Origin of the sequence: Cellulosimicrobium cellulans (assembly GCF_024124905.1) — a bacterium.
Classification (GTDB): Bacteria; Actinomycetota; Actinomycetes; order Actinomycetales; family Cellulomonadaceae; genus Cellulosimicrobium; species Cellulosimicrobium cellulans_G.
Genome location: NZ_JAMXST010000002.1, coordinates 553,094 through 577,779, shown reverse-complemented (window position 1 = coordinate 577,779; position 24,686 = coordinate 553,094). Strand labels below are relative to the sequence as shown.

Genomic DNA, 24,686 nt, shown 5'->3' with positions numbered 1-24,686 from the left:
CTGCCGGTGCCCGGTACGCGGTCGCACCCGTACGACGACCCTCGACGAGGAGGAGCCCGCATGCGTCTCGGCATCCACACCGGCTACTGGTCGGCCGGTCCCCCGGACGGCATCCAGGACGCGATCGTCGCGGCGGACCGCCTCGGGGTCGACTCGGTGTGGACGGCGGAGGCCTACGGCTCCGACGCCTTCACGCCGCTCGCGTGGTGGGGCTCGCGCACCTCCCGGATCCGGCTGGGGACCGCCGTCGCGCAGCTCTCCGCCCGCACCCCGACGGCCACCGCGATGGCCGCCCTGACGATGGACCACCTCTCCGGTGGCCGGTTCGTCCTCGGGCTCGGCGTCTCGGGCCCGCAGGTCGTGGAGGGCTGGTACGGGCAGCCGTACGCCCGCCCGCTCGCCCGCACGCGCGAGTACGTGCAGGTCGTGCGCGACGTGCTGCGCCGCGAGGCACCCGTGACCTCGTCCGGACCGCACTACCCGCTCCCCCTGCCCGAGGGCGCGGGCACGGGACTCGGCAAGCCCCTGCGCTCGACCGTGCACCCGCTGCGCGCGGACCTCCCGATCCACCTCGCCGCGGAGGGCCCCAAGAACGTCGCGCTCGCGGCCGAGATCGCCGACGGGTGGCTCCCGCTCTTCTACTCGCCCCGCATGGACGCGACGTTCCGCGAGCTCCTCGCCGACGGCTTCGCGCGCCGCGCCCCCGAGCGCTCCCCCGAGGCCGCGTTCGAGGTGAGCGCGACGGTGCCCGTCGTCGTGCGCGAGCACGTCGAGCAGGCCGCGGACCAGGTGCGCCCGTTCCTCGCGCTCTACGTGGGCGGCATGGGCGCCAAGGGCGCGAACTTCCACCGCGACGCGCTCGACCGCCTCGGGTACGCCGAGGCGTGCGACGAGATCCAGGCGCACTACCTCGCCGGGCGCAAGGACCTCGCGGCCGCCGCCGTCCCGACGGCGATGGTCGAGGACGTCGCGCTCGTCGGCCCGCCGGAGAAGATCGCCCGGGACCTCGCCGCGTGGCGGGAGACCGCGGTCACGACGCTCCTCGTCCAGGGTGACGCGACGGCCGTGCAGACGCTCGCCCCGCTCCTCGCGGCCCCGCCCCGGCGATGAGCGCGGGGTATCTCTCGTCCCTCGGAGCCTCGGACGACAGATACCCAGCGCTCAACGGCCGGGGGTGTCGTCCTCGGGGAACCAGACCGCGCGGCGCAGGTCGACGCGGCGACCGTCGCGCGACAGCGGGCACCCCTCGGCGCGCAGCTCCGTGAGCGCCGCGTCGAGGTGGTGCGCCGGCGGGGAGCCGGCCGCGTTGACGACGCGCCACCACGGGACCGGTGCGCCGTCGTCGTCCACGCCGGACGATCCCGCGAGGACCTGCCCGACCTGGCGCGGGCCACCGCGGTGCAGCGCCTCGGCGACGATCTCCGCGACGAGCCCGTACGTCATGGCACGCGCGGGCGGGATGCGCCGGACGAGCGCGAGCACGGCGCCCGCGTACTCGGCCGCGAGCGCCGTGCGGTCGGTCTCCGTGCCCGCGCCGGCGGTGCGCCCCGTCGTCCGGCCGTGCGTGCGTCCCGCCTCGAGCCCTGCCATGGTCCCCGACCCTAGCCGCCGCATTTGTCCTGGCGCGACGCGTGCCGAGACAGGAGGATCGAGGCCATGAGCGACCACCGCCCCGCACGCCTCCCCGACGGCTACGAGCTCGTCCCTCTCTCCGCGTCCGACCTGCGCGACGTGCTGGAGCTGGACACGACGACGTTCCCGTCCCCGGTCGAGGTCGACGAGCTCGTCGACCTCCCGTTCCCGCTCACGTGGGAGCGCACGCTCGGCGTGACGGTCGAGCACGAGGTCGACGACGCGCCGCCCGTCGACGGCGCGCGCCCCGTGCGCCGCGACCTCGTCGCGATGCACGCGTCGTACCCGTTCGCGCGGTTCCCGGTGCCGGGGGCGACCGCACCGGTCGCGGGACTGACGTGGGTGGGGGTCCACCCCGCGCACCGCCGCCGCGGGATCCTCAGCGCGATGATCGACACGCACCTCGCGCGGTGCCGCGAGCGCGGCGAGCCCCTCTCGGCGCTCTTCGCCGCGGAGGCGGCGATCTACGGGCGCTTCGGCTACGGCAAGGCCGCGGACGACGTCCGGCTCACCGTCCCGCGCGGGGTCGCGCTGCGCGACGTCCCCGGCGCCGACCGCCACACCGTGCGCATCGAGCGCGCCGACCGGTCGCGGCACGAGGAGCTCGTCGCGACGCTCCACGAGCTCGCCGGCACGGACCCGACGGGCCAGGGCGCGGGGATCAACCGGCCGGGCTGGGCGACGCGCGAGACGCCCGAGCTCCAGGCCACGTTCTGGGACGACGCGAAGGTGTGGCGCAAGGACCGCGAGCCGACGCGGATCGCGATCGTCGAGCTCGACGGCGAGCCGCGCGGGTACGCGCGGTTCCACCGCAAGCTGTCCTGGGAGGTCACGGGCCCGCGCGGCCCGGTGAGCACGGGCGAGGTCGTCGCGCTGGACGCCGCGGCGGCGCGCGCGCTGTGGGGCGTGCTCACGGACCTCGACCTCACGCACGAGGTGACGCCCTTCATGCTGCCCGTGGACGACGTCGTGACGAGCCTCCTCGTGGACCCGCGCTCGGCGTCGCCGCGCCTCGCGGACAACCTCTGGGTGCGGGTGGTGGACGTGCCGGCCGCGCTTGCCGCGCGCCGCTACGCCGCGGACGTGGACCTGGTCGTGCACGTGACGGACGACCGCCTGCCGGACAACGCGGGCCGCTGGCGGCTGCGCGCGCCGGCGTTCGGCGACGCGGTGGCCGAGCGGACGGAGGACGCCGCGGACCTCTCGCTCGACGTGCGCGAGCTCGGCGCCGCCTACCTCGGTGGGACCTCGCTCGCGGCCCTCGCGGCGGCGGGGCTCGTCACCGAGCACTCCCCCGGCGCGCTCGCCCGCGCGAGCGCGGCGTTCGGCTGGCCGGTCGCCCCGGTGTGCAGCTGGGTCTTCTGAACGTCAGGCCTGGCAGGCGCCGCACCAGTAGAGGTTGCGGCCGGCGAGCTCCTTGAGCAGCACGGGCGTGCCGCACACGCGGCACGGCAGCCCGTCCCGGTGGTAGACGTAGAACGCGTCCTCCGCCGGGACGGCGTCGGGCGCCTCGTCGGTGTTCTGCCGGACGCGGCGGCGCCCGGGCGACCCGTCGGCGCCGTCCGGCGGCTCGACGCCGGGGCCGTCGCGGTCCTCCGGCCGGGTCGTGACGATGGCGCCCGTCCGGGTGCCGTCGCGCAGGAGGACGACGAGGTCGTCCCACAGGGCGCGCAGGTCCTCGGCGGGCACGTCACGACCCGGCCGCATCGGGTCGAGCCGCGCGCGGAACAGCGACTCCGCGCGGTAGATGTTGCCGACGCCCGCGACGACGTCCTGGTTCATGAGCAGCAGCCCGACGGCGCTGCGCGAGCGCCGCACCGCGGCCACGAACTCCTCGCGCGGGTCGCCCTCGGCGGGCGCGGCATCGCGGATCGGGTCGGGACCGAGCCGGTCCTCGACGGCCCGCTTCTCCTCGCCCGTGATCACCTCGCACGCCGTCGGCCCGGTGAGGTCCGCGACGGCGTGCGCGCCGACGAGCCGGACCCGCACGGCCCCGCGCGGCGGCGGGGGCGACCACGCGTCGTCGGGCCCGGCCGCGGCGACCGCACCCGGGCCTGCCGGGACGGTCTCGCGCTCGCCGATGCGGCGCCGCGGCGCCCCGATCGCGTGCACGACGGCCGTGCTGCCGTCGCCCGCGAACGTCCACGCCCCGTAGAGGCCGAGGTGGACGCGGAGCCAGCGCACGTCGTCGGGCCGGCCGGCGGTCCCGACCGCGGCGCGCGCCGGGTCGGCGAAGCCGAGGAAGAGCTGCTTGCCCCACGCCTCGCTCGCGACGAGCACGTGCCCGTCGAGCACGGCCGCGCCCGCGGCGAACCGGCCCTGGGGGCTGCTCACCGCGAGCGTCTCGCCCGTGAAGAGCTCCCCGAACGCGCGCGCGAGCCGGTGGACGGTATGACCCTCCGGCACGTCAGGCGGAGGCGCCGCGCGTCGTCTCGTACGCCGCGAGCTGGTCGATCCGGCGCTGGTGGCGCGGGTCCCCGCTGAACGGCTCCGCGAGGAACGCGTCGACGAGCTCGACGGCCTCGTCGACCGAGTGCTGGCGAGCGCCCACCGCGACGACGTTCGCGTCGTTGTGCTGGCGGCCGAGGCGCGCGGTCTCGAGGTTCCACGCGAGCGCGGCGCGCACCCCGACGACCTTGTTCGCGGCGATCTGCTCGCCGTTGCCCGACCCGCCGATGACGACGCCGAGCGAGCCCGGCTCCGCCGCGACGGCCTCGCCCGCGGCGAAGCAGAAGGACGGGTAGTCGTCCTGCGCGTCGTACGTGTGGGCCCCGTGGTCGACGACGTCGTGCCCCGCGGCCTCGAGGTGCTCGACGAGATGGGTCTTGAGCTCGTAGCCCGCGTGGTCCGCGGCGATGTGAACGCGCATGGCCCCATCATGCCCCAGCGGGACCTCTGGACGTCGGGGGGAGGCCGTAGCCTGAGACGCATGACACAGACCTCCCCGACGTCCACGCCCGCGTCCGCCTCCGGCACGTCCGCTGCGGCGCGCTCCGGCATCGACCTGGGCGCGCTGGACCCCGCCGTCCGACCGCAGGACGACCTGTACCGCCACGTCAACGGGCGCTGGCTCGCGACGCACGAGATCCCCGCCGACCGCGCCATGGACGGCGCGTTCCGCGCGCTGCACGACCAGGCCGAGGTCCACGTGCGCGAGATCATCACCGATCTCGGGGCGCAGGTGGCCTCGGGCGCGGCGGACGTCGGCGCGGACGCCGCGAAGGTCGGCGCGCTGTACGCGAGCTTCATGGACACCGACCGGATCGAGGCGCTCGGCACGATCCCGCTCCAGTCGGACCTCGCGCTCGTGGCGTCCGCGACGACGCAGGCGGAGCTCACCGGCGTGCTCGGCGCGCTCCAGCGCACCGGGGGCGCGGGCGCCGTCGGCTTCTGGGTGGACAACGACGCCAAGGACCCCGAGCGCTACGTCGCCTACCTCTACCAGTCCGGGCTCGGGCTGCCCGACGAGGCGTACTACCGGGAGGACCAGTACGCGCCGGTGCGCGAGAAGTACGTGCCGCACGTCGCACGCATGCTCGCCCTCGCGGGCGTCACCGCCGAGACCTGGGGCGCGACGCCCGAGGACGCCGCCGAGCGGGTCCTGGCGCTCGAGACGAGGCTGGCCGCGAAGCACTGGGACGTCGTCCGCGACCGCGACGCCGACCTCACCTACAACCCGCGGACGCTCGCGGCGCTCGTCGACGAGGCCCCCGGCTTCGACTGGCGTGCCTGGGTCCTCGCCCTCGGGGCGCCGGAGGGGTCGCTCGACGACGTCGTCGTGCGCGAGCCGGACTTCGCGACCGGGTTCGCCGAGCTCTGGGCGAGCGAGCCGCTCGAGGACTGGAAGCTGTGGATGGTGTACCACCTGGTCACCGCCCGCGCACCGTACCTCACGGACGAGCTCGTCGAGGCCAACTTCGACTTCTACGGCCGCACGCTCTCGGGGGCGCAGGAGGTGCGCGAGCGCTGGAAGCGCGGCGTCTCCGTCGTCGAGGGCGCGCTCGGCGAGGCCGTGGGCGCGCAGTACGTCGCCCGGCACTTCCCGCCCGCCCACAAGGCGCGCATGGAGGAGCTCGTCGCCTACCTCGTCGCCGCGTACCGCGAGTCCATCGCCACGCTCGACTGGATGACGGAGGAGACCAAGGAGAAGGCGCTCGCCAAGCTCGAGGCGTTCACGCCGAAGATCGGCTACCCCGTGAGGTGGCGCGACTACTCCGCGCTCGTCGTCGAGGCCGACGACCTCGTCGGCAACGTGCGTCGCGCCCACGCGTTCGAGCAGGACCGCGAGCTCGGCAAGATCGGCAGGCCGCTGGACCGCGACGAGTGGTTCATGACCCCGCAGACCGTCAACGCGTACTACAACCCCGGCATGAACGAGATCGTCTTCCCCGCGGCGATCCTCCAGCCCCCGTTCTTCGACCCGGAGGCCGAGGACGCGGTGAACTACGGCGGGATCGGCGCGGTCATCGGCCACGAGATCGGCCACGGCTTCGACGACCAGGGCTCCAAGTACGACGGCGCCGGCCGCCTCGAGGACTGGTGGACGACGACGGACCGCGAGGAGTTCGAGAAGCGCACCAAGGCGCTCATCGCCCAGTACGACGCGTTCCGCCCCGCCCAGCTCGGCGAGGACGGGCCGCACGTCAACGGCGCGCTGACCATCGGCGAGAACATCGGCGACCTCGGAGGTCTGTCGATCGCGCTCAAGGCCTACCGGATCGCGCTCGGCCGGCCGCTCGAGGAGGCGCCCGTCGTCGACGGGCTCACGGGCATCGAGCGCGTGTTCCTCGGCTGGGCGCAGGTGTGGCAGTCCAAGGGCCGCGACGAGGAGGTCGTGCGGCGGATCGCGACCGACCCGCACTCCCCCAACGAGTTCCGCTGCAACGGCGTCGTCCGCAACGTCGACGAGTTCTACGCGGCCTACGACGTGCAGCCCGGTGACGCGCTGTACCTCGCTCCGGAGGAGCGCGTGCGCATCTGGTGACGTGAGGGAGCACGAAGGGCCCGCGGCGGTTCACCCGCCGCGGGCCCTTCGTGCATGCCGGGACCGTCCAGTCTCTCGCTCGGTCGGAGCCGCTCTCGGCGGCTCAGAGCGTCCGGATGCCGGCGCGGGCGATCGTGAAGCCCTTGCCCGTCGCGTCGTCACGGCACGTCATGCCCGTCTCGGCGCTGTCGCACGTGAACGGGCCGACCGTCTTGGACGTGCCGTAGTCGAGGACCGCGGTGTCGCCCGGCGCGGGCTGCGGCTGCTCGGCCGTCGGCACGCAGGGCTGCTCGACGCTGCCGTCGGCGCCGAGGACCACCTTGTACCCGACCGTGCCGTCGCAGCCCGCCACGGGGGCCGGCTGGGTGCCGAGCTGGGCGATCACGCACGTCGCGCTGACGTCGGTCACCTCGCAGGTGATGTTGCGCGACTCCGACGCGAACGTCTCGGACACGGTGGGCTCGGCGGCGGGCGTCTCCGCGGTCCCCTCCGTCGCGGTCGCGGACGGAGGCGGCGTCGCGTCGCCCGCCGGATCGTCGCCCCCGCCCCCGAGCAGGGAGATCGCGAAGACGATCGCCCCGATGACGAGCAGCGCGTCGACCACGATGAACGCGATCCACCCGGGGCTCAGGCGGTCCGACCGGCGGCCGCCGCCACCGTTGCCCCCGCCGCGCCCGGCGGGCGGTCGCGGCGTCGCGCCCGACCCGCCCGCGCCCGCACGGGGCGCGGCCGCGGTCGGCGCGACCGACGTCGGCGGGTGGTAGGCCGGCTGGGGCGGCTGGGGTGCGGCCGAGGCGTAGCCCGCCTGCGCCGCGGGCTCGTACGCCGGGGCGCCGGACGCCGCGTACGCGCCCGTCGGCGCATAGCCGGCCGGCGCGGCGTCCGCCGGCGCGTACGCCGGTCGGCTCGCGGCGGTCCCGACGGGTGCGGCGACGCCGAACCCGTTCTGCTCGGTCGCGTAGCGCACCCGCTGCGGGGGCACCGGCGACGGCGCGGGGACCGCGGGCTGGGCCGCCGTCGGGAGCTGCGTGATCGGCGTGACGTGCTGGACGCTCGTCGGCTGGAACGACGACGCGACGACGGTCGGCTGCCCGTCCGCGGGCGTCGCGCGGGGCGCCTGGGCCGTCGGCCCGGTCGTCGGCGCGAAGGACGGCGGCGCCGCCGTGGCGCCCGGCAGCGGGCCGGAGAACGCCTGGGTCGGCTGCGCGTCGTCCCGACCGCCCGCGGGCCCCGGCACGCCGCCAGGGGGCGGCGGCGGCGGTGGCACGGGTGCGTTCGGGGACATGCGGCTCCTCGCGGGCTCCTCGTCGGTCTCGCCCGGCACGACCGGGCGGCGGGCGCTCCTGACACCGCCCGCAACCTGACGAAGCATGGCACGACGCACCCGTGCGGGTCGAACCCCGCCGGCGGCCCGACCGTCCTGCCGTCGAGGTCCCGGGGCCGACGAGGTCAGTCGAAGACGGGACCCTGGGTCCGGGTGCGCTTCAGCTCGAAGAAGCCGGGCGTGCTCGCGACGAGCACGCACCCGTCCCACAGCCGACCTGCGGCTTCGCCCTTCGGGGCAGGCGTCACGACCGGGCCGAAGAACGCGGTGTCGCCGAACGCGACGACCGGCGTCCCGACGTCCTCCCCGACGCGCCCGATCCCCTCGGCGTGCGACGCCCGGAGCTGCGCGTCGTACGCGTCGGAGCCCGCGGCGTCGACCAGCGACGCGGGCAGCCCGACCTCGGCCAGCGCCTCCGCCAGCACCGCGTCGTAGTCGTCGCGGCCGCCCGGGTGCAGGCGGGTCCCGATCGCGTCGTACAGGGGCTTCACGACCTCCTCGCCGTGCTCGACGCGCGCGGCGGTGACCACGCGCACCGGACCCCACGCCTTCTCCATGAGCTCGCGGTACTCCTCCGGCAGGTCTCGGCCCTCGTTGAGGACGGCGAGGCTCATGACGTGCCAGCGGACCGTGACGTCGCGCACCTGCTCGACCTCACCCATCCAGCGGCTCGTCATCCACGCCCACGGGCACACGGGGTCGAACCAGAAGTCGGCGACGCGCACGGCGTCCTCGGTCGCGGTGGTGTCGGTCGTCGCGGTGAGGGTCACGGGACGGGTCTCCTTCGTCGTGGGCGGCGCCCGGTGGACCCGGGTCGCCGGAGCGGCAGGGCGGCGCGCGCGGACGGCCGACGCCGTCGCCCACCCAGTCTCGACACCGGGCGGGCGCAGCGTATTCCCGGACGGTATTCCCGGGGGCGGGCGCGGGCACCCGTGGGATGATCTCCGTGGCCCACAGGCCGCCGTCGAGGCCGCCCGGCCCGACCCGAGACCGAGGAGATGCAGTGCCCGGAGAGAACCTCACCCGCGCCGAGGCGAGCGAGCGCGCGGCGATCGTCGACGTCCAGTCCTACGAGGTCGACCTCGACCTCACGACGGGGGCGACGACGTTCGCGTCGACGACCGTGGTGCGGTTCACCGCGACCGAGGGGGCGAGCACCTTCGTCGACCTCGTCGCCCCGACCGTGCGCGAGGTCGTGCTCAACGGCCGCTCGCTCGACCCGGCGCAGGTGTTCGCCGACTCGCGCATCGTCCTCGACGGGCTCGCGGCCGACAACGAGCTGCGCGTCGTCGCCGACTGCGCGTACACGAACACCGGCGAGGGCCTGCACCGGTTCGTCGACCCGGTCGACGGCGAGGTCTACCTCTACACGCAGTTCGAGGTCCCGGACTCGCGGCGCGTGTTCGCCGTCTTCGAGCAGCCCGACCTCAAGGCGACGTTCGCGTTCACCGTCACGGCCCCCGCGGCGTGGCAGGTCGTGAGCAACCAGCCGACGCCCGCGCCCGAGGCGCTCGGCACGAAGGCCGACCCGACCGGCACCGGCGCCGGCGACGTCGAGGTCGCACGCTGGGCGTTCGAGCCGACGCCGCGCATCTCGTCGTACATCACCGCGCTCGTCGCGGGGCCGTACGTCGTGGAGCGCAGCGAGCTCACGTCGTCCGACGGCCGCACGATCCCGCTCGGGGTCTTCTGCCGCGCGTCGCTCGCCGACCACATGGACGCCGACTACGTGTTCGACAAGACCCGTGAGGGCTTCGCGTTCTTCGAGTCGGCGTTCGAGCACCCGTACCCGTTCGACAAGTACGACCAGCTCTTCGTGCCCGAGTACAACATGGGCGCGATGGAGAACGCCGGGTGCGTGACGTTCACCGAGACGTACGTCTTCCGGTCCAAGGTCACCGACGCCGTCAAGGAGCGGCGCGTCGTGACGATCCTCCACGAGCTCGCGCACATGTGGTTCGGCGACCTCGTGACCATGAAGTGGTGGAACGACCTGTGGCTCAACGAGTCGTTCGCCGAGTACGCCTCCACGCTCGCGACCGCCGAGGCGACCGAGTGGCACGAGGCCTGGACGACCTTCGCCGCGATGGAGAAGTCGTGGGCGTACCGCCAGGACCAGCTCCCCTCGACCCACCCGATCGTCGCGACGATCAACGACCTCGAGGACGTGTTCGTCAACTTCGACGGCATCACCTACGCCAAGGGCGCGTCGGTGCTCAAGCAGCTCGTCGCGTGGGTCGGCAAGGAGCAGTTCCTCGCCGGCGTCGCCGCCTACTTCCGCAAGCACGCGTGGGGCAACACCGAGCTGCGCGACCTGCTCGTCGAGCTCGAGACCACGAGCGGCCGCGACCTCACGCAGTGGTCCGCCCTCTGGCTCGAGACGGCGGGCGTCAACACGCTGCGCCCCGAGTTCGAGCTCGACGCGCACGGCCGCTTCACGACCTTCTCCGTGCTGCAGACCGCCGCTCCCGACCACCCGACGCTGCGCCCGCACCGTCTGGGCATCGGCCTCTACGACCTCGTCGACGGCGTCCTCACGCGGGTGCACCGGGTCGAGGTGGACGTGGACGGCGCACGCACCGAGATCCCCGAGCTCCTCGGTCTCGACCGTCCCCAGCTCGTGCTGCTCAACGACGACGACCTCGCCTACGCCAAGATCCGCCTCGACGCCGCGTCGCTCCAGGTCGCGACCGAGCACCTCGCCGACCTGGCCGACCCGCTGGCGCGCTCCCTCGTCTGGGGCTCCGCGTGGGACGCGACGCGCGACGGCGAGACCCCCGCGGGCGACTACGTGCGCCTCGTGCTCGGCAACATCGCCCACGAGACCGAGTCGACGACGATCCGCACGACCCTGAACCAGCTCGCGCTCGCGGCGAAGACGTACGTCGCGCCCGAACGCCGCGCCGAGACCCTCGCGCACGTCGGAGACGTCCTCTGGTCGCTCGCGCAGGACGCCGCCCCGGGCTCCGACCTGCAGTTCCAGCTCGTCAAGTTCTTCGCGCACCTCGCCTCGACGCCGACGCACGGTGAGGCGCTCCGCTCGCTGCTCGACGGCTCGGCCGCCCTCGCCGGGCTCGAGATCGACACCGACCTGCGCTGGGAGATCCTCGAGGGCCTGGTCCTGCTCGACCTCGCGGACGACGCCGAGATCGAGGCGACCCTCGCCGCCGACTCGACCGCGACCGGCCAGCAGTCCGCTGCCCGAGCCCGCGCGACCGTGCCCACGGCCGAGGCGAAGCGCGCGGCGTTCGACCGCCTCGTCGGCTCGGACGACGCGCCCAACGCGATCGTCCGCGCCACGACGCTCGGGTTCCAGCACGTCAACGACCCCGAGTCGCTCGCCCCCCTCGTGGGCGCGTACTTCGACGCGCTCCTGCCGCTGTGGGACCAGCGGTCATACCACATCGCCGAGGCTCTGGTCACGGGGCTCTACCCCGCGCCGCTCGCGAGCACCGTGCTCCGCGACGCGACGCAGGAGTGGCTCGACGCGAACGCCGACGCCGCCCCCGCGCTGCGTCGCCTCGTCGTCGAGAACCTCGCCGGCGTCGAGCGCGCCCTCACCGCCCAGGCCGCCGACGCCTGACCAGCCCAGACGCGCCGGGTCGCTCCCCCGTCGGAGCGGCCCGGCGCGTCGGACGAACGTCACCGCGCGGGCAGTCCTCAGGGGTGAGCACGGACCCGGGTGAGAGACCCCGCCACCCCAGGCGACGGACCGCCGTCGGACAAACCGACCACACCTCTACCTGGACGAACCACGCCTCTACCTCGGCGGACCACGGCTCAACCTCGGCCGACCAGGGTTCTCCCTCGGCGGGTCAGAGGGCGTCGTTCATGGCCTTCGCGAGGGAGCGCAGGCGGGCGGAGTCGAACAGGTCCTCCAGCAGGACGACGTTGCCCGACGCGTCGCCGAGCGGGACCTTCCAGTTGGGGTACTCCTGGTCCGTGCCGGGCTGGTTCTGCGAGCGGCGCTCCCCCACCGCGTCGGCGAGCGAGACGCCGAGCAGGACGGCGGGCGTGCGGCGGATCAGGCGGTGCAGGGCCTCGACGAGCTCGCGCTCGGACGGGTCGTCGTCGACGAGCCCGCGCTCGCGCAGGAACGCGACCATGGCGTCGCGCTCCGCACGGGCGGCGCGGCGCACGTCGGCGACGTCCTCGGTGAGGACGCCGAGCCGGTCCCGCAGCTCGACGTGCTCGCCCGCGAGGTACCCGGCGGACGGCGGCAGGTCGTGGGTCGTGACCGTGGCGAGCGCGAGGCGGCGGTAGTCCTCCGGGGGCAGCGGCGCGCCGTCCCCCGTCTTCTCGAACCAGAGGACGGACGTGCCGAGCACGCCGCGGTCGGCGAGGTAGTCGCGGACCCACGGCTCGAAGACCCCGAGGTCCTCGCCGATGACGATCGCCCCGGCGCGCTGCGCCTCGAGGCACAGGATGCCGATGAGGGCCTCGTGGTCGTAGCGGACGTAGGCACCGGCGTCGGCCCGGGCCCCGCCGGGGATCCACCACAGGCGGAAGAGCCCGATGACGTGGTCGATGCGGATCGCGCCCGCGTGCCGCAGGACCGTCCGCAGCATGTCCCGGTAGGGCGCGTACCCGGCGCGCGCGAGGGCGCGCGGGTGCCACGGCGGCTGGGACCAGTTCTGCCCCTGCTGGTTGTACATGTCCGGTGGTGCCCCGACGGAGACCCCGGTGGCGAGCACGCCACGGTGCGCCCACACGTCGGCGCCCTCGGGGTGCACCCCGACGGCGAGGTCGTGCATGATCCCGACGGACATGCCCGCCTCGCGCGCGGTGCGCTGAGCGGCCCGGAGCTGCTCGTCGGCGACCCACTGGAGCCAGCAGTAGAACTCGACCCGGTCGGCGAGCTGCTCCCGCAGGGCCGCGACGGTCGGCCCGTTCGGGTCGTACGCGCCGGGCGGCCAGTCGCGGTCGCCGTAGTGGTCGGCGAGCGCGCACCAGGTCGCGAAGTCCTCGAGGCCCCGGCCCTGCTCGGCGCGGAACGCGTCGAGCGACGCCTGGCGTGCGGTCGAGCGCGGCGCGGCGAACACGACCTCGAGCGCGGCCTTCTTGGCGTCCCACGCGGCGTCGCGGTCGATCGGCCCGGGGTCGGTGTCGAGGTCGCGCACCGGGTCGAACGCCCACTCGACGAGCGAGCGGTCCGCGGCCGACAGGTAGCCCGTCTCGCGGATGTCCTCGACCCGCACGTAGATCGGGTTGACGAAGCGCCGGCTCGTCGGCAGGTAGGGCGACGGCGTCATCGGCGTGCGCGGCTCGGCGGCGTGCAGCGGGTTGACGAGCACGAAGTCCGCCCCGGCCTCGCGCGCGGACAGCCACGCGAGGTCGGCGAGGTCGGAGAGGTCGCCGACGCCCCACGAGGCGCGCGAGCGCACCGAGTAGAGCTGGGCCATGAAGCCCCAGGCGCGGCGCTCGACGACCGCGGCGGGGAGCTCGAGGCGCTGCGGCGTCACGACGAGCGTCGCGCGCGCCTGCGTCCCGTCGCTCTCGGCGTGCAGGTCGTGCCATCCGAGGGGCAGGTCGGCGGGCAGCTCGAACGTCGCGCGCCCCACGCGCCGGCCGTCGACCGTGCGCGGCTCGACGAACACGTCGAGCTGGCCGAGGTCGCGGCGCTCGCGCGCGGCCCGGGCCGCGTGCTGCCCGACGGGCTGACCACCGTGGCGAGTCGGCTCCGCCTCGAGCTCGACCCACACCCTGACGGCGGACCCGTCGGCGACGTGCACGGGCAGCGGGACGGCGTCGCCCTGCCGCACGACGACGGTCGGCGGCAGCATCTGGCGCCACGCGTCGTCACGCGAGTGCTCGAGGCTGACCGCCACCTTCTCGGGCGACGAGGCCGGGACGCCGAGGGCCTCGAGCACGGCGACGAGCGTCGAGGCGCGGACCTGGCGGCGCGACCCGTCGAAGTCCCAGAAGTCGGACGCGACGCCGTGGGCGTCGGCCAGCTGCACCAACGGCTCGGGCAGGTCCGTCTGCGGGGGTTCGCTCACGCCTGCATCCTGCCAGAACGCGGGCCCGCGAGCAGCGCGTTCGCCCGGCGCGCCCAGGGACCACCCACCGGGCCCGGGTACCCTGCGCTCATGTCCCACCCCCTTCTCGCCCCCGTCCTGCGCGTGCCCGCGGAGGTCCCGGAAGAGGTCCGGAACGGCTTCGACCCGAGCAACCCCGACGACTGGTTCGAGTGGTTCGTCGGGGTCCCGCTGCGCGTGCTCCTCATCATCGGCATCGGCGCGATCGCCCTCGCGCTCGTGCGCCGCGTCATCCGCAGGATCACCGAGCACATCGCCGAGGGGACGCCCGCCCTGCGCAGCAAGCGTCTGCGGGGCGTCGCCGACTCCGGGGTCGGGAGCGTCCTGCTGCGGGCGAACCCGCTCGCGTCCGCGCGACGGGCCCAGCGCGCGCGGACCGTGGGCTCGGTGCTGCGGTCCGTCGCCAACATCCTCATCGGGGCGACGATCGTGCTCCTGGTGCTCACCGAGCTGGGCGTGAACATCGCACCGTTCCTCGCCTCGGCGGGCATCGCGGGCGTCGCCCTCGGCTTCGGCGCGCAGAGCCTCGTCAAGGACTTCCTCTCGGGGACGTTCATGCTGCTCGAGGACCAGTACGGCGTGGGCGACACCGTGGACTTCGGCGAGGTGACGGGCACCGTCGAGGAGGTCGCGCTGCGCGTCACCAAGGTCCGCGACGGCAACGGGACCCTGTGGTTCGTGCGCAACGGGGAGATCCTGCGCACGGGCAACAAGACGCAGGAGTGGGGCCGCGCCGTGGTCGACGTGCGCGTGGCGTACTGGGCGGACGTCGACGCGGTGCGCGCGACGCTGCTCGCGGCGGCCGAGGACGTCGGGGCGGACCCCGTGCTCGGGACGTACTTCCTGGAGCCCCCGGAGGTCACGGGCATCGAGTCGATGACGGCCGAGGCCCTCCAGCTCAAGGTGCAGGTCAAGACGCAGGCGGCGATGCAGTGGGAGGTGGCGCGCGCGCTGCGCGCCCGCGTCCGGCAGGGGCTGTCCGACGCGCGGATCCCCCTCGCGGGGGCGCAGCAGGTGGTCGTCCTCGACCACTCGCCGTCGGTGCCCGACGACCGGCCGGACGACCGGACCGAGGACGGCCCGAGCGCCGCGTCCCCGGACGAGCAGGCGGCGCGCGACCGGCGCGGTGCCGCGGCGGCCGCCGCGGTGCAGGACCGGACCGGAGGCCCGGCGGGCCCCTCCGCCTGAGCCGGTTGGCGCCGTCGCGCGCCCGCGCCCCGGGGGCGCCGGCCCGCCGCACGGGAGGGCCGGACGGGGTCAGCGCAGGCCGTCGAGCTCCGCGGCGAGGTTGTCGGCCTCCGGGCCGACGATGACCTGCACGACGCGGCCCGAGCGCACGACGCCGAACGCGCCGGTCGCCTTGAGGCGCGCCTCGTCGACGAGCTGGGGGTCGGTCACCTCGACGCGCAGGCGCGTGATGCACGGCTCCAGGTCGACGACGTTGCCCTGGCCCCCGAGGGCTTCGAGGATCTGCTGTGCCTTCTGGTCCGAGGGGGTGCTCATCGAAAGTGTCTCCTGAGGCGAGTCGCGGGTGGGATCCGCGCGGGGGATCCGGGGTGTCGGGGTGCCGTGCACCTGGCAACAGCCTAGTCTCCTGGCGAGGTTGTCACCGGATCGACGCAGGAGCGCAACGGCACCGCAACGACGATGTGCCGCAGGCGGCTCCCCTCGTCGGACGGCGACGGGCACGCGTGCGCACCGGCCCGGGCACCCGGGTCGCACGCCCGAGGCGGACAGGAGCGAGGTCGTGACGGGCGGAACCCAGGACGAGGCACGGCAGGTCATCACGGGCATCGGCGTGTGCCCCGGGACGGTGGTCGGACCGGTGGTGCTCATGCCGGAGCCGATCGCGGAGCCCGCACCCGGGCTGCGGATGGGCCCGCGCGAAGACCACGAGGCGCAGGCCCGGCGCGTCGACGCCGCGGCCGCCCAGGTCGCCGCCGACCTCCAGCGCGCCGCGGACGCCGCCGACGGCGAGACGCGCGACGTGCTCGAGGCGACCGCCGCGATGGCGGGCGACCCCACCCTGGCGGCCGACGCGCGGCGCCGCGTCCTCGACGAGCACCTGGTGCCGGAGCGCGCCGTGTGGGAGGCCGCGGAGGAGGTCGTGCGGCAGTTCACGGAGCTCGGCGGGTACTTCGCCGAGCGCGCCCGCGACGTCGCCGACGTGCGCGACCGGCTCGTCGCGGCGCTCACGGACCGCCCCGCGCCCGGCGTGCCGGAGCACGCCGAGCCGTTCGTGCTCGTCGCGCCCGACCTCGCGCCGTCGGCCACCGCCGCGCTCGACCCGGCGCGCGTGCTCGCGATCGTCACCGACGGCGCGGGCCCGACGTCGCACACCGCCATCGTCGCCAACGCCAAGGGCATCCCCGCGGTCGTCGCGGCGACCGGGGCGAGCGCCGCTCTCGCGCCCGAGGACGTCGTGCTCGTCGACGGCGCCGCCGGGACCGTCGTCGTGCACCCGTCCGAGGAGCAGGTCGCCGCGGCGCGGGCACGGTCGCTGCGGGTGCGCACGTTCGACGGCACCGGCCGCACGCGCGACGGGCACCGCGTCCAGCTCCTCGCGAACGTCGGCGACCCCGCGGGCGCCGCGCCCGCGGCTGCGGCCGGCGCGGAGGGCGTGGGGCTGTTCCGCTCCGAGTTCTGCTTCCTCGACCGCGAGCAGCCGCCGACCGTCGAGGAGCAGGTCGCCGCCTACCGGACCGTCTTCCACGAGTTCGGCGGGCGCAAGGTCGTCATCCGCACGCTCGACTCCGGCGCGGACAAGCCGCTGCACTTCCTCACGGTCGACGACGAGGAGAACCCCGCGCTCGGCGTGCGCGGCCTGCGGACCGCCGCGCGGTGGCCCGAGCTGCTCGAGCAGCAGCTCGACGCGATCGCGCAGGCCGCCGCGGCCGAGGAGGCCGAGGTCTGGGTCATGGCGCCCATGGTCTCGACCGTCGGCGAGACGGAGTGGTTCGTCGAGCGCTGCCGTGCCCACGGGCTCGACGTCGCCGGCGTCATGGTCGAGGTCCCGAGCGCCGCGCTGCTCGCCGGGCCGATCCTCGCACGCGCGTCCTTCGCGTCGATCGGCACGAACGACCTCACCCAGTACACGATGGCGGCCGACCGCCTCCTCGGGTCGCTCGCCGAGCTGAGCGACCCGTGGCAGCCCGCGGTGCTGCGGCTCGTCGAGGCGACGTGCGCCGGTGGTGCGCAGCAGGGCCGGCCCGTGGGCGTGTGCGGCGAGGCGGCCTCGCAGCCGGTGCTCGCCGTCGTGCTCGTGGGCCTCGGGGTGTCGTCGCTGTCGATGACGGCCCGGGCGATCCCGGACGTCGCCGCGCTGCTGCGCGAGGTGGACCTCGACGAGTGCCGACGGCTCGCGCGGCTCGCGGTCGAGGCCGAGAGCGCCGCCGAGGCCCGCGCCGTCGTCCGCGAGAACCTCCCGGTGCTCGCCGAGCTCGGCCTCTGACGCGGGAGGCGCGGCGCTCGTCACGGCGGGCGCGCGGGACGTCCGTGTGACGTGCGCCCCGGTCCCCGAGCTCGGGCCGGACACGGCCGCGCCCGGTGCGATGATGGGCCGGTGACGACCGAGCCCAGCCCCCGCACGTCGCTGCCCGTCGCCGGCCTGTCGAACGGCCCGACGACCGGCCCGGCATCCGGACCCGCGACCGACGCCGCGCCGGTACGCCCGAGCCGCACGTTCTACGACGAGGTCGGCGGCCACGAGACGTTCGTGCGCCTCGTCGACGCGTTCTACGAGGGGGTCGCCGACGACCCCGTCATGCGCCCGATGTACCCCGAGGAGGACCTGGGACCGGCGCGCTGGCGCCTCACCGCCTTCCTCGAGCAGTACTGGGGCGGCCCGACGACCTACAGCGAGCAGCGCGGGCACCCGCGGCTGCGGATGCGGCACGCGCCGTTCAAGGTCAACCCCGAGGCGCGGGACCGCTGGCTCGCGCACATGCGCGCCGCCGTCGACACCCTCGACCTCGCGCCCATCCACGAGGCGACGCTGTGGGACTATCTGGAGCGCGCGGCGCACTCGCTCCTCAACACCTTCGAGGACTGACCGACCCGCCGCCCGAGCGAAGGAGCCCCACCCGTGACCCCCGAGCCCACGCCGCCGTCGACCTCCCCGACCTCCCCCGGCCCGACGTCGGACGCCGCCCCGCGCGAGCAGGTCCCCAACCCGCTGAACCACCTCCTCGACGTCCTGCGCCTCGAGCGCGTCGGCGACGGCGACGGGTCGGCCGCCGACCCCGAGCACTTCCGCGGCGAGAGCGTGCACCAGCCGACGGGCCGGGTCTACGGCGGCCAGGTGCTCGCGCAGGCCGTCCTCGCCGCAGGGCGCACGGTGCCGGACGGGCGCCTCCCCCACTCGCTGCACGGCTACTTCCTGCGGCCCGGCGGCCTCGACGTGCCGATCGACTTCGCGGTCGAGCGGCTGCGCGACGGACGGTCGTTCAGCGCGCGCCGGACGCACGCGATCCAGCACGGCAAGCCGATCCTCTCGATGATCGCGTCGTTCCAGGAGGACCAGGGCGGCATCGAGCACTCGTCGCCGATGCCCGACGCCCCCGCCCCGGAGGACGTGCCGTCCGCGCTCGACGTGCTCGGCGGCATCGACCATCCGATCGCGCGCTTCTGGTCCCACCACTCGGCGTTCGAGCTGCGGCACGTGGGCGGTTCGCTCTACCTCGGCCCCGACCACGAGCCCAAGGACCACCAGATGGTCTGGATGCGGGCGCGCGGCGACGTGGGGGACGACCAGCTGCTGCACCGCGCGCTCATGGCGTACGCGTGCGACCAGGTGATGCTCGAGCCGATCCTGCGCGAGTCGGGCACTAGCTGGGTCACGCCGGACCTGTCGATCGCGAGCCTCGACCACGCCATGTGGTGGCACCGCGACGCACGGGTCGACGAGTGGCTGCTCTACGTGCAGTCGGCGTCGAGCGCCCAGGGCGGCCGCGGGCTCGGCGCGGCGCGCGTGTTCGCGCAGGACGGGACGCTCGTCGCGTCCATCGCGCAGGAGGGCATGGTCCGCCTCCCGGCGCTGTGAGCACCGGGAGGCGGACCGCCTCACCGCTGTGTCAGCCGGGTATCAGCCGCACGCGACCGTCGCTGACGACGGCGGCGCGCCCGTGCCGATGAACCCGAACGACGTCGTCGCACCGGCGGCGAGCGTGCCGTTCCAGCCGACGTCCGTCGCGGTCAGGACGCTCCCGCTCACGCTCGTCGTCGCGTTCCACGCCTGCGAGAGGCCGCCGGGCGCGAGGTCGAGCGACACGGTCCAGCCGGAGAGCCCGGACGGGCCCGCCGTGACCGTGACCTCGCCCTGGTACCCGCCCTGCCACGACCCGCGCGTCGCAAAGGTCGCGGTGCAGGCGCCGGGCTCGGGCCCGCCGTCGTCCGCGAGCGTCGTCGCCTCGGCGGCGACCGACACCGGCGAGATGTTCCCGGCCGCGTCGCGTGCCCGCACCGTGTACCGGTACGTGGTCTCGGGCGCGAGGTCCTCGTCCGTGTAGGTCGTGCGCGCCGTGGAGCCGACGACCTCCCCGTCGCGCAGCACGTCGTACGCGACGACGCGGACGTCGTCCGTCGAGGCCGTCCACGACAGCGACGCGGTCGTCGCCGTCGTCCCCGTCACGGCGAGGTCGGTCGGCGTCGTGGGCGACTCGGTGTCCGGCTCGGTGGGGACGTCCTCGCCGAACAGGCGGTCGTAGTCGGCGAGCGCCGTCGCGACGGCGGTCTGGGCCCAGAACCGGTGGTAGGTGAACTCGGGCGCCGGCCCGCCGTCGAGGTGCGCCTGGACCTTCGACCAGTCCGGGTCGTCGAGGTAGAACGACCGCAGGTCGAGGAACGACGCACCGGGCTCGATGACGTCGCCGTTCGGCATGGTCCCCGTCCACCCGGCCGGCACGTAGGTCCCGTCGCCCGTGGTCGACGTCAGGACGTCGTCGAAGCGCGCGTAGTCGGCGCGCGTCTCGGTCGTCGCGACGCCGACCGGGTCGCTGTTCTGCTCCCAGATCGCGTCGAGCAGGTCGCGCGCGACCTGCTGCGCCGCGTCGTGCTGCGGCCCCTCGCCGCCGGCCGCGTAGTACATGAGCGAGCGGGCGAGCGCGCCGGCGACGCCGACGTCCTGGCCGTAGCCCGTCACCTCGACGCTCAGGCCCGCGTTGTCCCCCGGGTTCTGGGGGTCCCAGTCGTCGGGCTGGCCCGACCACGCGAGGTTGGACGGGATCTGCCAGGAGTCGTCCGTGACGGTGACGTGGTCGATCACCCACGGCACCCACTTGTCGAGGATCGCCTCGGCGCGCTCGTCGCCGGTCTCCTCGTAGAGCTGCGCGATGCGCTCGACGCCCCAGCCCTGCATGCCCATCCACGAGTTGGACGGCGGGTCGTGGTAGACGGGCGCCTCGGTGTACGCCATGCCGTAGAAGGTCGCGACGTCGTCGGGGCGGTCGGCGTAGTGGCCGTCCCACGAGTTCGTGCTGCCGCCCGCGATCCCGCCCTCGGGCGACTGGAGCCACTGGAAGAGCTCGATCTGGCGGTCGAGGCTCGTGCCCCAGTCGTCGCTCGCCGTGGGCGAGGCCGGCTGGAGCGCGGGGTCGTTCGCGAGCGCCCAGGCCGCCATCGGGTTCTGGTACCCGAAGTGGGCGTGGCTCGACCCGATGCGCCAGGCCCACGGGCCGGACGTGTCGAGCGCCCCGCCCCACGCGTAGTACCAGGACAGCAGGTAGTGCGCGCTGCTCCGGCCCGACCCCGCGGCGCACGACGTGGACTCGCAGCCCGGCGTCTTGAAGTACTTGTCGAACAGCGCGTAGCGCAGGTAGTCGCCCATCTTCGAGGCCTTGCCGACCGTGTCCGCGACGGCCTCGGGCTGGCCCTGCTCGGTCGCGAATTTGTTGGCCCAGTAGGCCGCCTCGACCGCGCGCGCGTCGGCGTCGGGCGCGTTGGTGTACTTCCACTGCTTCGCGTACGACGCGTCGCCCGTGAAGAGGTCGAGGTAGCCGTTCTCGCCGCCGTAGGAGAAGTCGTCGATCGACGGCTGGGGCACCGTCTCCCAGACGGACTCCTGCGGCCCGCGCTGGAACGTGTTGATGTACGACGTGCCCTCGTGGTCCGGCCCGAGCAGCGCCGACGAGCCGGGTGCGGCGCCGAACCCGTAGACGTTGTCGACGTCGGCGAGCCAGTGCATGCCGTAGACCTCGGGCGTGCCGTAGGTCGAGCGCAGCTCGGCACCGATCGGGTCGGAGCCGACGGACACCGAGGAGTCGAGCTGCGACGGGTACTGGCTCGGGTGGTTGAACTCCGGCGCGTACGTCGCGGGCTTGGCCGGGTCGTACGCGCCGTTGGTGGGCTGGTTCTCCGTGGTGGGGATCATGTACGCCTCGAGCGTGTCCCACGCGTGGTTGAACGGCTCCCAGTCGCCGGTCACCTGGCCGTACGACGTCTCGAGCCACAGCCAGAAGGAGTACGCCTCCGACGTCGTCTCGTGGCCGTAGTCCGGCGCCTCGACCATGAGCGTCTCGACCGCGTGGTACGGGATGCCCTGGGGCGAGAAGTACCCGTTCGCCGGGTCGTGGATCTTCGCGTACAGCTCGAGGAACCGCTGGGTGTACTCGCCGTCGCCGGGCGCCGCGACCGCGTCGGCCGACGTGGACGGGGCCGGGTCCGCGCTCGCCGGCGGGACCGCGGCGAGGGCCGCGAGCGCGACGCCCGCGGCGATCGCCGCCGCCGTCGCGCGGCGCCGTGCGGCCCGAGCGTGCGGGGCGGTGGGTGGTGGCGCTGCGCGCCGGGACGTGCGTGGCATCGTGCTCCCTCTCGTCGTCGAGCCCCGCGGCGGCGTCACGGGAGCGCCGTCGTCGGCGCCCCACCTCCGCGGGTCGATCGACTCTCGGCGGGAGCGCCGGGCTCTCACAACGCACGAAACGTTTCGGCCTGTGCCGACCACGGGACGACCGCGCCGTGCGCGCGCGCCCGCCGACGCGCGAGCGCCACCCCGGCGCGCCGCAGCACCTCGAGCGCGTCCGGCGCCCCCGTGACGTCCCCCAGGTGCTCGACGACGGCCGACCCGCACGCCCCGGCCGCGCGCACCGCCGCGTGGCGCGCGGCGTCGTCGGACACGCCATCGAGGAGCACGACGAGGTCCGTCGGCGCCAGCGCGCACAGCGAGCCCGCCGCGCCCAGCACGCCGCCGAGCCGGTGCAGCGCGGGGACCGTCGGCGGCGTGTCGAGCCCGACGGCGAGCACGTGCGCGCCGTACCCCGGGACCCGCGCGCCGCGTGCGATCGCCTGCTCGAGCCGGTCGACGAAGAGGGTGCGGTGCAGCACGCCCGAGTCGGGGTCGACGAGCGCCCGCTCGCGCAGCTCGCTGCGGTAGCGCTCGACGTCGGACAGCACGGCGAGCGCGCCGACCATGCGAGCCGGGCGCCCGCCGGCGTCGTGCACGGTCACCGCACGGCACCGGACCCGCACGTGCTCGCCGTCGGCGCACCGCAGCCGGTGCTCGACGTCGAGGGGCTCGGTCGTGCCCGCGAGCTGCGCGGCGACGGCGGCGTGCACCGCCTGACGGTCGTCCGGGTGCACGCGGCCGAGCCACTCCTCGGGGTCGTCCCTGAGGTCGGCCACGTCGCAGCCGACGATGCGCGCCCACGCCGGCGACCAGCGCACGGTGCCCGTCTCGACGTCCCAGTCCCACGTGCCGTCGTGGGACGCGATGGACACGAGCGCGGCGCGCTCGGCGCCCGCCTCGACCTCGAGCGCCAGCTCGCGCACGCGCTCGGCCGAGTCCGCGAGCGCGTGCCGCTGCTCCTGCAGCGACGTGACCAGGGCCTCGCGGTCCAGCGCGACGGCGAGCATGGCCGCCCAGTGGTTGTACCGCTCACGGGTGCTCGTCGTGCGCGTGTCCACGAGGCCGCCCACCACGAGGAACCCCCAGTCGGAGCGACCGAACGCGACCGGCGCGACGACCGTGAGCGAGCGCGGGTCGAGGAGCTCGCGGGGAGGGAACTGCGCGGTCGGGAGGACCGACCCCACGAGCCGCTCCACGGCCGTCCCCCCGCCGCGCGCACCCACGACCCGCAGCACGCGGCGCCCCGGGTCGCCGTCGAGGTCCTCCCACAGCGCGAGCGCCGCCGTGCCGCCCACCCCGCGCGGCAGCCAGTCGAGGCGCCGCAGGCCCTCGCCGTCGCCCCGCAGCAGGCCCAGGTCGACCTCGTAGAGGTCCACCAGGTCCTGCTCGAGCCGCCCCGTGCGCGCCACGGCCCCGTGCGCGCACCCGCGGGCGACGGCGACCACCACCTCGGCCGCGGTCGCCCGGACGGCGTCGGCCCGCGCGACCGCGGAGCCCGCCGGGAGGTCTCGGTGGGCCCCGCGCGACAGCACCGTGCGACCGAGCTGGGACGCGCGCGACCCCGGGCGACGCCGTCGCACGTCCCGCACGAGCGCGGCGACCTCGGCCTCCAGCGCGGGCACGATCTGCTCGAGCGCCTCCTGCGACGGGCGCAGCGCCGCGGTGCGGTCCGCGAGCGAGCGCAGGGCCGCCGCCGGCGGGACCACGCCCGTGTCGGCGGCCCCCCGGAGCAGGTGCCGCAGCACCAGGAGCCAGGCGTCGACCGGGGCCGGGCGCTGGCCGCCGTCCGACCCGCGCCGCCGCAGGACCCCGCGCACCTCGGACCGCTCCAGGACGGACGCGAAGACCACCCGGGCCACCTCGTCGAGGGGCCGGGCCGGGTCCGCGGGCGCCGCCAGGGCGGCCCGCGCGGCCGGAGCGCCGATGAGCTCGCCCTGCGTGCCCTCCAGGCACCCGCACGACTCGCGCCGGATCAGGGCCGCCCGACCCAGCCGGTGCTCCCGGCCGACGTTCTCCCCGCGCGCCCGCGCGACAAGCAGCTCGGCGACCCGCTCGCCGACCTGGTCGTGCAGCGGGTCGACGGTCGACAGCCGGGGCCGCGACCGCGCTCCCGAGTCGGCGTGGTCGAACCCCACCACGGCCTGCTCCGCGGGCAGCTCGAACCCGCTGGCCTGCAGGCCCCGCATGAAGCCGATCGCGTTGCGGTCGGTCGCGGCGAGCGTCGCCGTCGTCGGCAGGCCCCGGGAGGCGAGCCGCCGCGCGGCGGCCTCGGCGCTCGCCTCCTGGTTGTCGCGCGTGCGGTAGACCCACGAGGGCGAGAAGGCCAGGTCGTGCGCGGCCAGCGCCGCGCGGTACGCGTCGTAGCGCTCGAGCGTGTCGCGCTGCTCGGTGTTGCCGACGAAGCCGATGCGGGTGTGGCCGTGCTCCACGAGGTGGTCGACGGCGGCGCGCACGCCTCCGGCGTTGTCGGGCGACACCGCCGGCGCGCGCAGCCCGTCCGCGCGCACCCCCAGGAGCACCAGCGGGACGCCCGACGCGTCGAGCTCGCGCAGCTCGGCGTCCGCGAGCGCCGTGGTCATCACGACGAACCCGTCGAACGACGAGCGCCCGAGCAGGGGCCTGCGGCCCGGTGGGCCCGGGAACTCGTCGCGGTCGAGGTCCGCCGGGTAGGTCTGGAGAGCGACCACCCGGTGCCCGTGCGCCCGCAGGACCCGGGCGATCCCCGCCAGGGACCTCCCGAAGTAGAACCCTCCGACCACGGGGCACAGCACACCGAACGTCAGGTGCTCCCCCGCCTGTCTCGGGCGCCTCGTCGCGTCCGTCGACATCCTCGTCACCGTCCTCGTCACGTCATCGTCACCGAGTCCTGGT

At 75.2% G+C, this 24,686-nt stretch carries 17 protein-coding genes; 8 read left to right on the top strand and 9 right to left on the bottom strand.

The window, feature by feature from the left end; translation table 11 throughout:
* The first annotated feature begins 60 nt into the window (after window positions 1-60).
* The gene (locus NHH00_RS07555; protein WP_253051224.1) at window positions 61-1,110 is read left to right on the top strand and encodes an LLM class F420-dependent oxidoreductase; all 1,050 of its coding nucleotides are present in this window, start codon (window positions 61-63) and stop codon (window positions 1,108-1,110) included.
* Between the two features lie 51 nt (window positions 1,111-1,161).
* On the opposite strand, the gene NHH00_RS07550 is transcribed toward NHH00_RS07555, so the two are convergent.
* Window positions 1,162-1,590: an MGMT family protein gene (locus NHH00_RS07550; RefSeq protein ID WP_290444928.1), complete on the bottom strand. Its 429-nt coding sequence runs from the start codon at window positions 1,588-1,590 to the stop codon at window positions 1,162-1,164.
* A 66-nt stretch (window positions 1,591-1,656) separates the two neighbouring features.
* On the opposite strand from NHH00_RS07550, the gene NHH00_RS07545 reads away from it, so the two are divergent.
* A complete protein-coding gene (locus NHH00_RS07545; RefSeq protein ID WP_253051223.1) occupies window positions 1,657-2,997 on the top strand; it encodes a GNAT family N-acetyltransferase in 1,341 nt (446 codons plus the stop codon).
* Window positions 2,998-3,000: 3 nt separating this feature from the next.
* Here the strand turns inward: NHH00_RS07545 and NHH00_RS07540 are convergent, their stop codons facing one another.
* Together NHH00_RS07540 and NHH00_RS07535 are read right to left on the bottom strand one after the other, a co-directional pair.
* Complete coding sequence (locus tag NHH00_RS07540) at window positions 3,001-4,038, bottom strand: Fpg/Nei family DNA glycosylase (RefSeq protein ID WP_253051222.1); 1,038 nt, start codon at window positions 4,036-4,038, stop codon at window positions 3,001-3,003.
* 1 nt (window position 4,039) lies between these two features.
* A complete protein-coding gene (locus tag NHH00_RS07535) occupies window positions 4,040-4,501 on the bottom strand; it encodes a ribose-5-phosphate isomerase (protein ID WP_087471678.1) in 462 nt (153 codons plus the stop codon).
* A gap of 60 nt (window positions 4,502-4,561) precedes the next feature.
* Between NHH00_RS07535 and NHH00_RS07530 the strand changes: the two genes are divergently transcribed.
* Window positions 4,562-6,616 carry a M13 family metallopeptidase gene (locus NHH00_RS07530; RefSeq protein WP_253051221.1) on the top strand — a complete coding sequence of 685 codons (2,055 nt, stop codon included), beginning with the start codon at window positions 4,562-4,564 and terminating at the stop codon, window positions 6,614-6,616.
* A 103-nt stretch (window positions 6,617-6,719) separates the two neighbouring features.
* Here NHH00_RS07530 and NHH00_RS07525 read toward each other — a convergent pair whose 3' ends face one another.
* Together NHH00_RS07525 and NHH00_RS07520 are read right to left on the bottom strand one after the other, a co-directional pair.
* The gene (locus tag NHH00_RS07525; protein WP_253051220.1) at window positions 6,720-7,901 is read right to left on the bottom strand and encodes a hypothetical protein; all 1,182 of its coding nucleotides are present in this window, start codon (window positions 7,899-7,901) and stop codon (window positions 6,720-6,722) included.
* A 164-nt stretch (window positions 7,902-8,065) separates the two neighbouring features.
* The gene (locus NHH00_RS07520) at window positions 8,066-8,710 is read right to left on the bottom strand and encodes a mycothiol-dependent nitroreductase Rv2466c family protein (RefSeq protein WP_374614559.1); all 645 of its coding nucleotides are present in this window, start codon (window positions 8,708-8,710) and stop codon (window positions 8,066-8,068) included.
* Between the two features lie 233 nt (window positions 8,711-8,943).
* Between NHH00_RS07520 and pepN the strand changes: the two genes are divergently transcribed.
* A complete protein-coding gene (pepN, locus tag NHH00_RS07515; RefSeq protein WP_253051219.1) occupies window positions 8,944-11,523 on the top strand; it encodes an aminopeptidase N in 2,580 nt (859 codons plus the stop codon).
* Window positions 11,524-11,755: 232 nt separating this feature from the next.
* Here the strand turns inward: pepN and malQ are convergent, their stop codons facing one another.
* On the bottom strand, window positions 11,756-13,939 hold the full coding sequence (gene malQ, locus NHH00_RS07510; protein ID WP_253051218.1) for a 4-alpha-glucanotransferase: 2,184 nt from the start codon (window positions 13,937-13,939) through the stop codon (window positions 11,756-11,758).
* Window positions 13,940-14,029: 90 nt separating this feature from the next.
* Between malQ and NHH00_RS07505 the strand changes: the two genes are divergently transcribed.
* Window positions 14,030-15,166 (top strand): mechanosensitive ion channel family protein, encoded by a 1,137-nt coding sequence (locus tag NHH00_RS07505; protein ID WP_253051217.1) that lies wholly within the window; start codon window positions 14,030-14,032, stop codon window positions 15,164-15,166.
* A gap of 69 nt (window positions 15,167-15,235) precedes the next feature.
* Here NHH00_RS07505 and NHH00_RS20590 read toward each other — a convergent pair whose 3' ends face one another.
* Window positions 15,236-15,763, bottom strand: coding sequence for a PTS glucose/sucrose transporter subunit IIB (locus tag NHH00_RS20590; RefSeq protein WP_290444926.1), 528 nt, complete (start codon window positions 15,761-15,763; stop codon window positions 15,236-15,238).
* Between NHH00_RS20590 and ptsP the strand changes: the two genes are divergently transcribed.
* The 3 genes from ptsP (at window position 15,726) to NHH00_RS07485 (ending at window position 19,019) form a co-directional block, all read left to right on the top strand.
* Window positions 15,726-17,429: a phosphoenolpyruvate--protein phosphotransferase gene (gene ptsP, locus NHH00_RS07495; protein ID WP_308202273.1), complete on the top strand. Its 1,704-nt coding sequence runs from the start codon at window positions 15,726-15,728 to the stop codon at window positions 17,427-17,429. The two genes, NHH00_RS20590 and ptsP, sit on opposite strands and share 38 nt — an antisense overlap.
* A 156-nt stretch (window positions 17,430-17,585) precedes the next feature.
* The gene (locus tag NHH00_RS07490) at window positions 17,586-18,029 is read left to right on the top strand and encodes a globin (RefSeq protein WP_290445062.1); all 444 of its coding nucleotides are present in this window, start codon (window positions 17,586-17,588) and stop codon (window positions 18,027-18,029) included.
* A gap of 144 nt (window positions 18,030-18,173) precedes the next feature.
* Window positions 18,174-19,019: an acyl-CoA thioesterase gene (locus NHH00_RS07485; RefSeq protein WP_253051455.1), complete on the top strand. Its 846-nt coding sequence runs from the start codon at window positions 18,174-18,176 to the stop codon at window positions 19,017-19,019.
* A gap of 42 nt (window positions 19,020-19,061) precedes the next feature.
* Here the strand turns inward: NHH00_RS07485 and NHH00_RS07480 are convergent, their stop codons facing one another.
* Both NHH00_RS07480 and NHH00_RS07475 read right to left on the bottom strand, forming a co-directional pair.
* A complete protein-coding gene (locus NHH00_RS07480) occupies window positions 19,062-21,773 on the bottom strand; it encodes a glycoside hydrolase family 48 protein (protein WP_253051216.1) in 2,712 nt (903 codons plus the stop codon).
* Between the two features lie 104 nt (window positions 21,774-21,877).
* Window positions 21,878-24,574, bottom strand: coding sequence for a substrate-binding domain-containing protein (locus NHH00_RS07475; RefSeq protein ID WP_253051215.1), 2,697 nt, complete (start codon window positions 24,572-24,574; stop codon window positions 21,878-21,880).
* Window positions 24,575-24,686 lie beyond the last annotated feature (112 nt).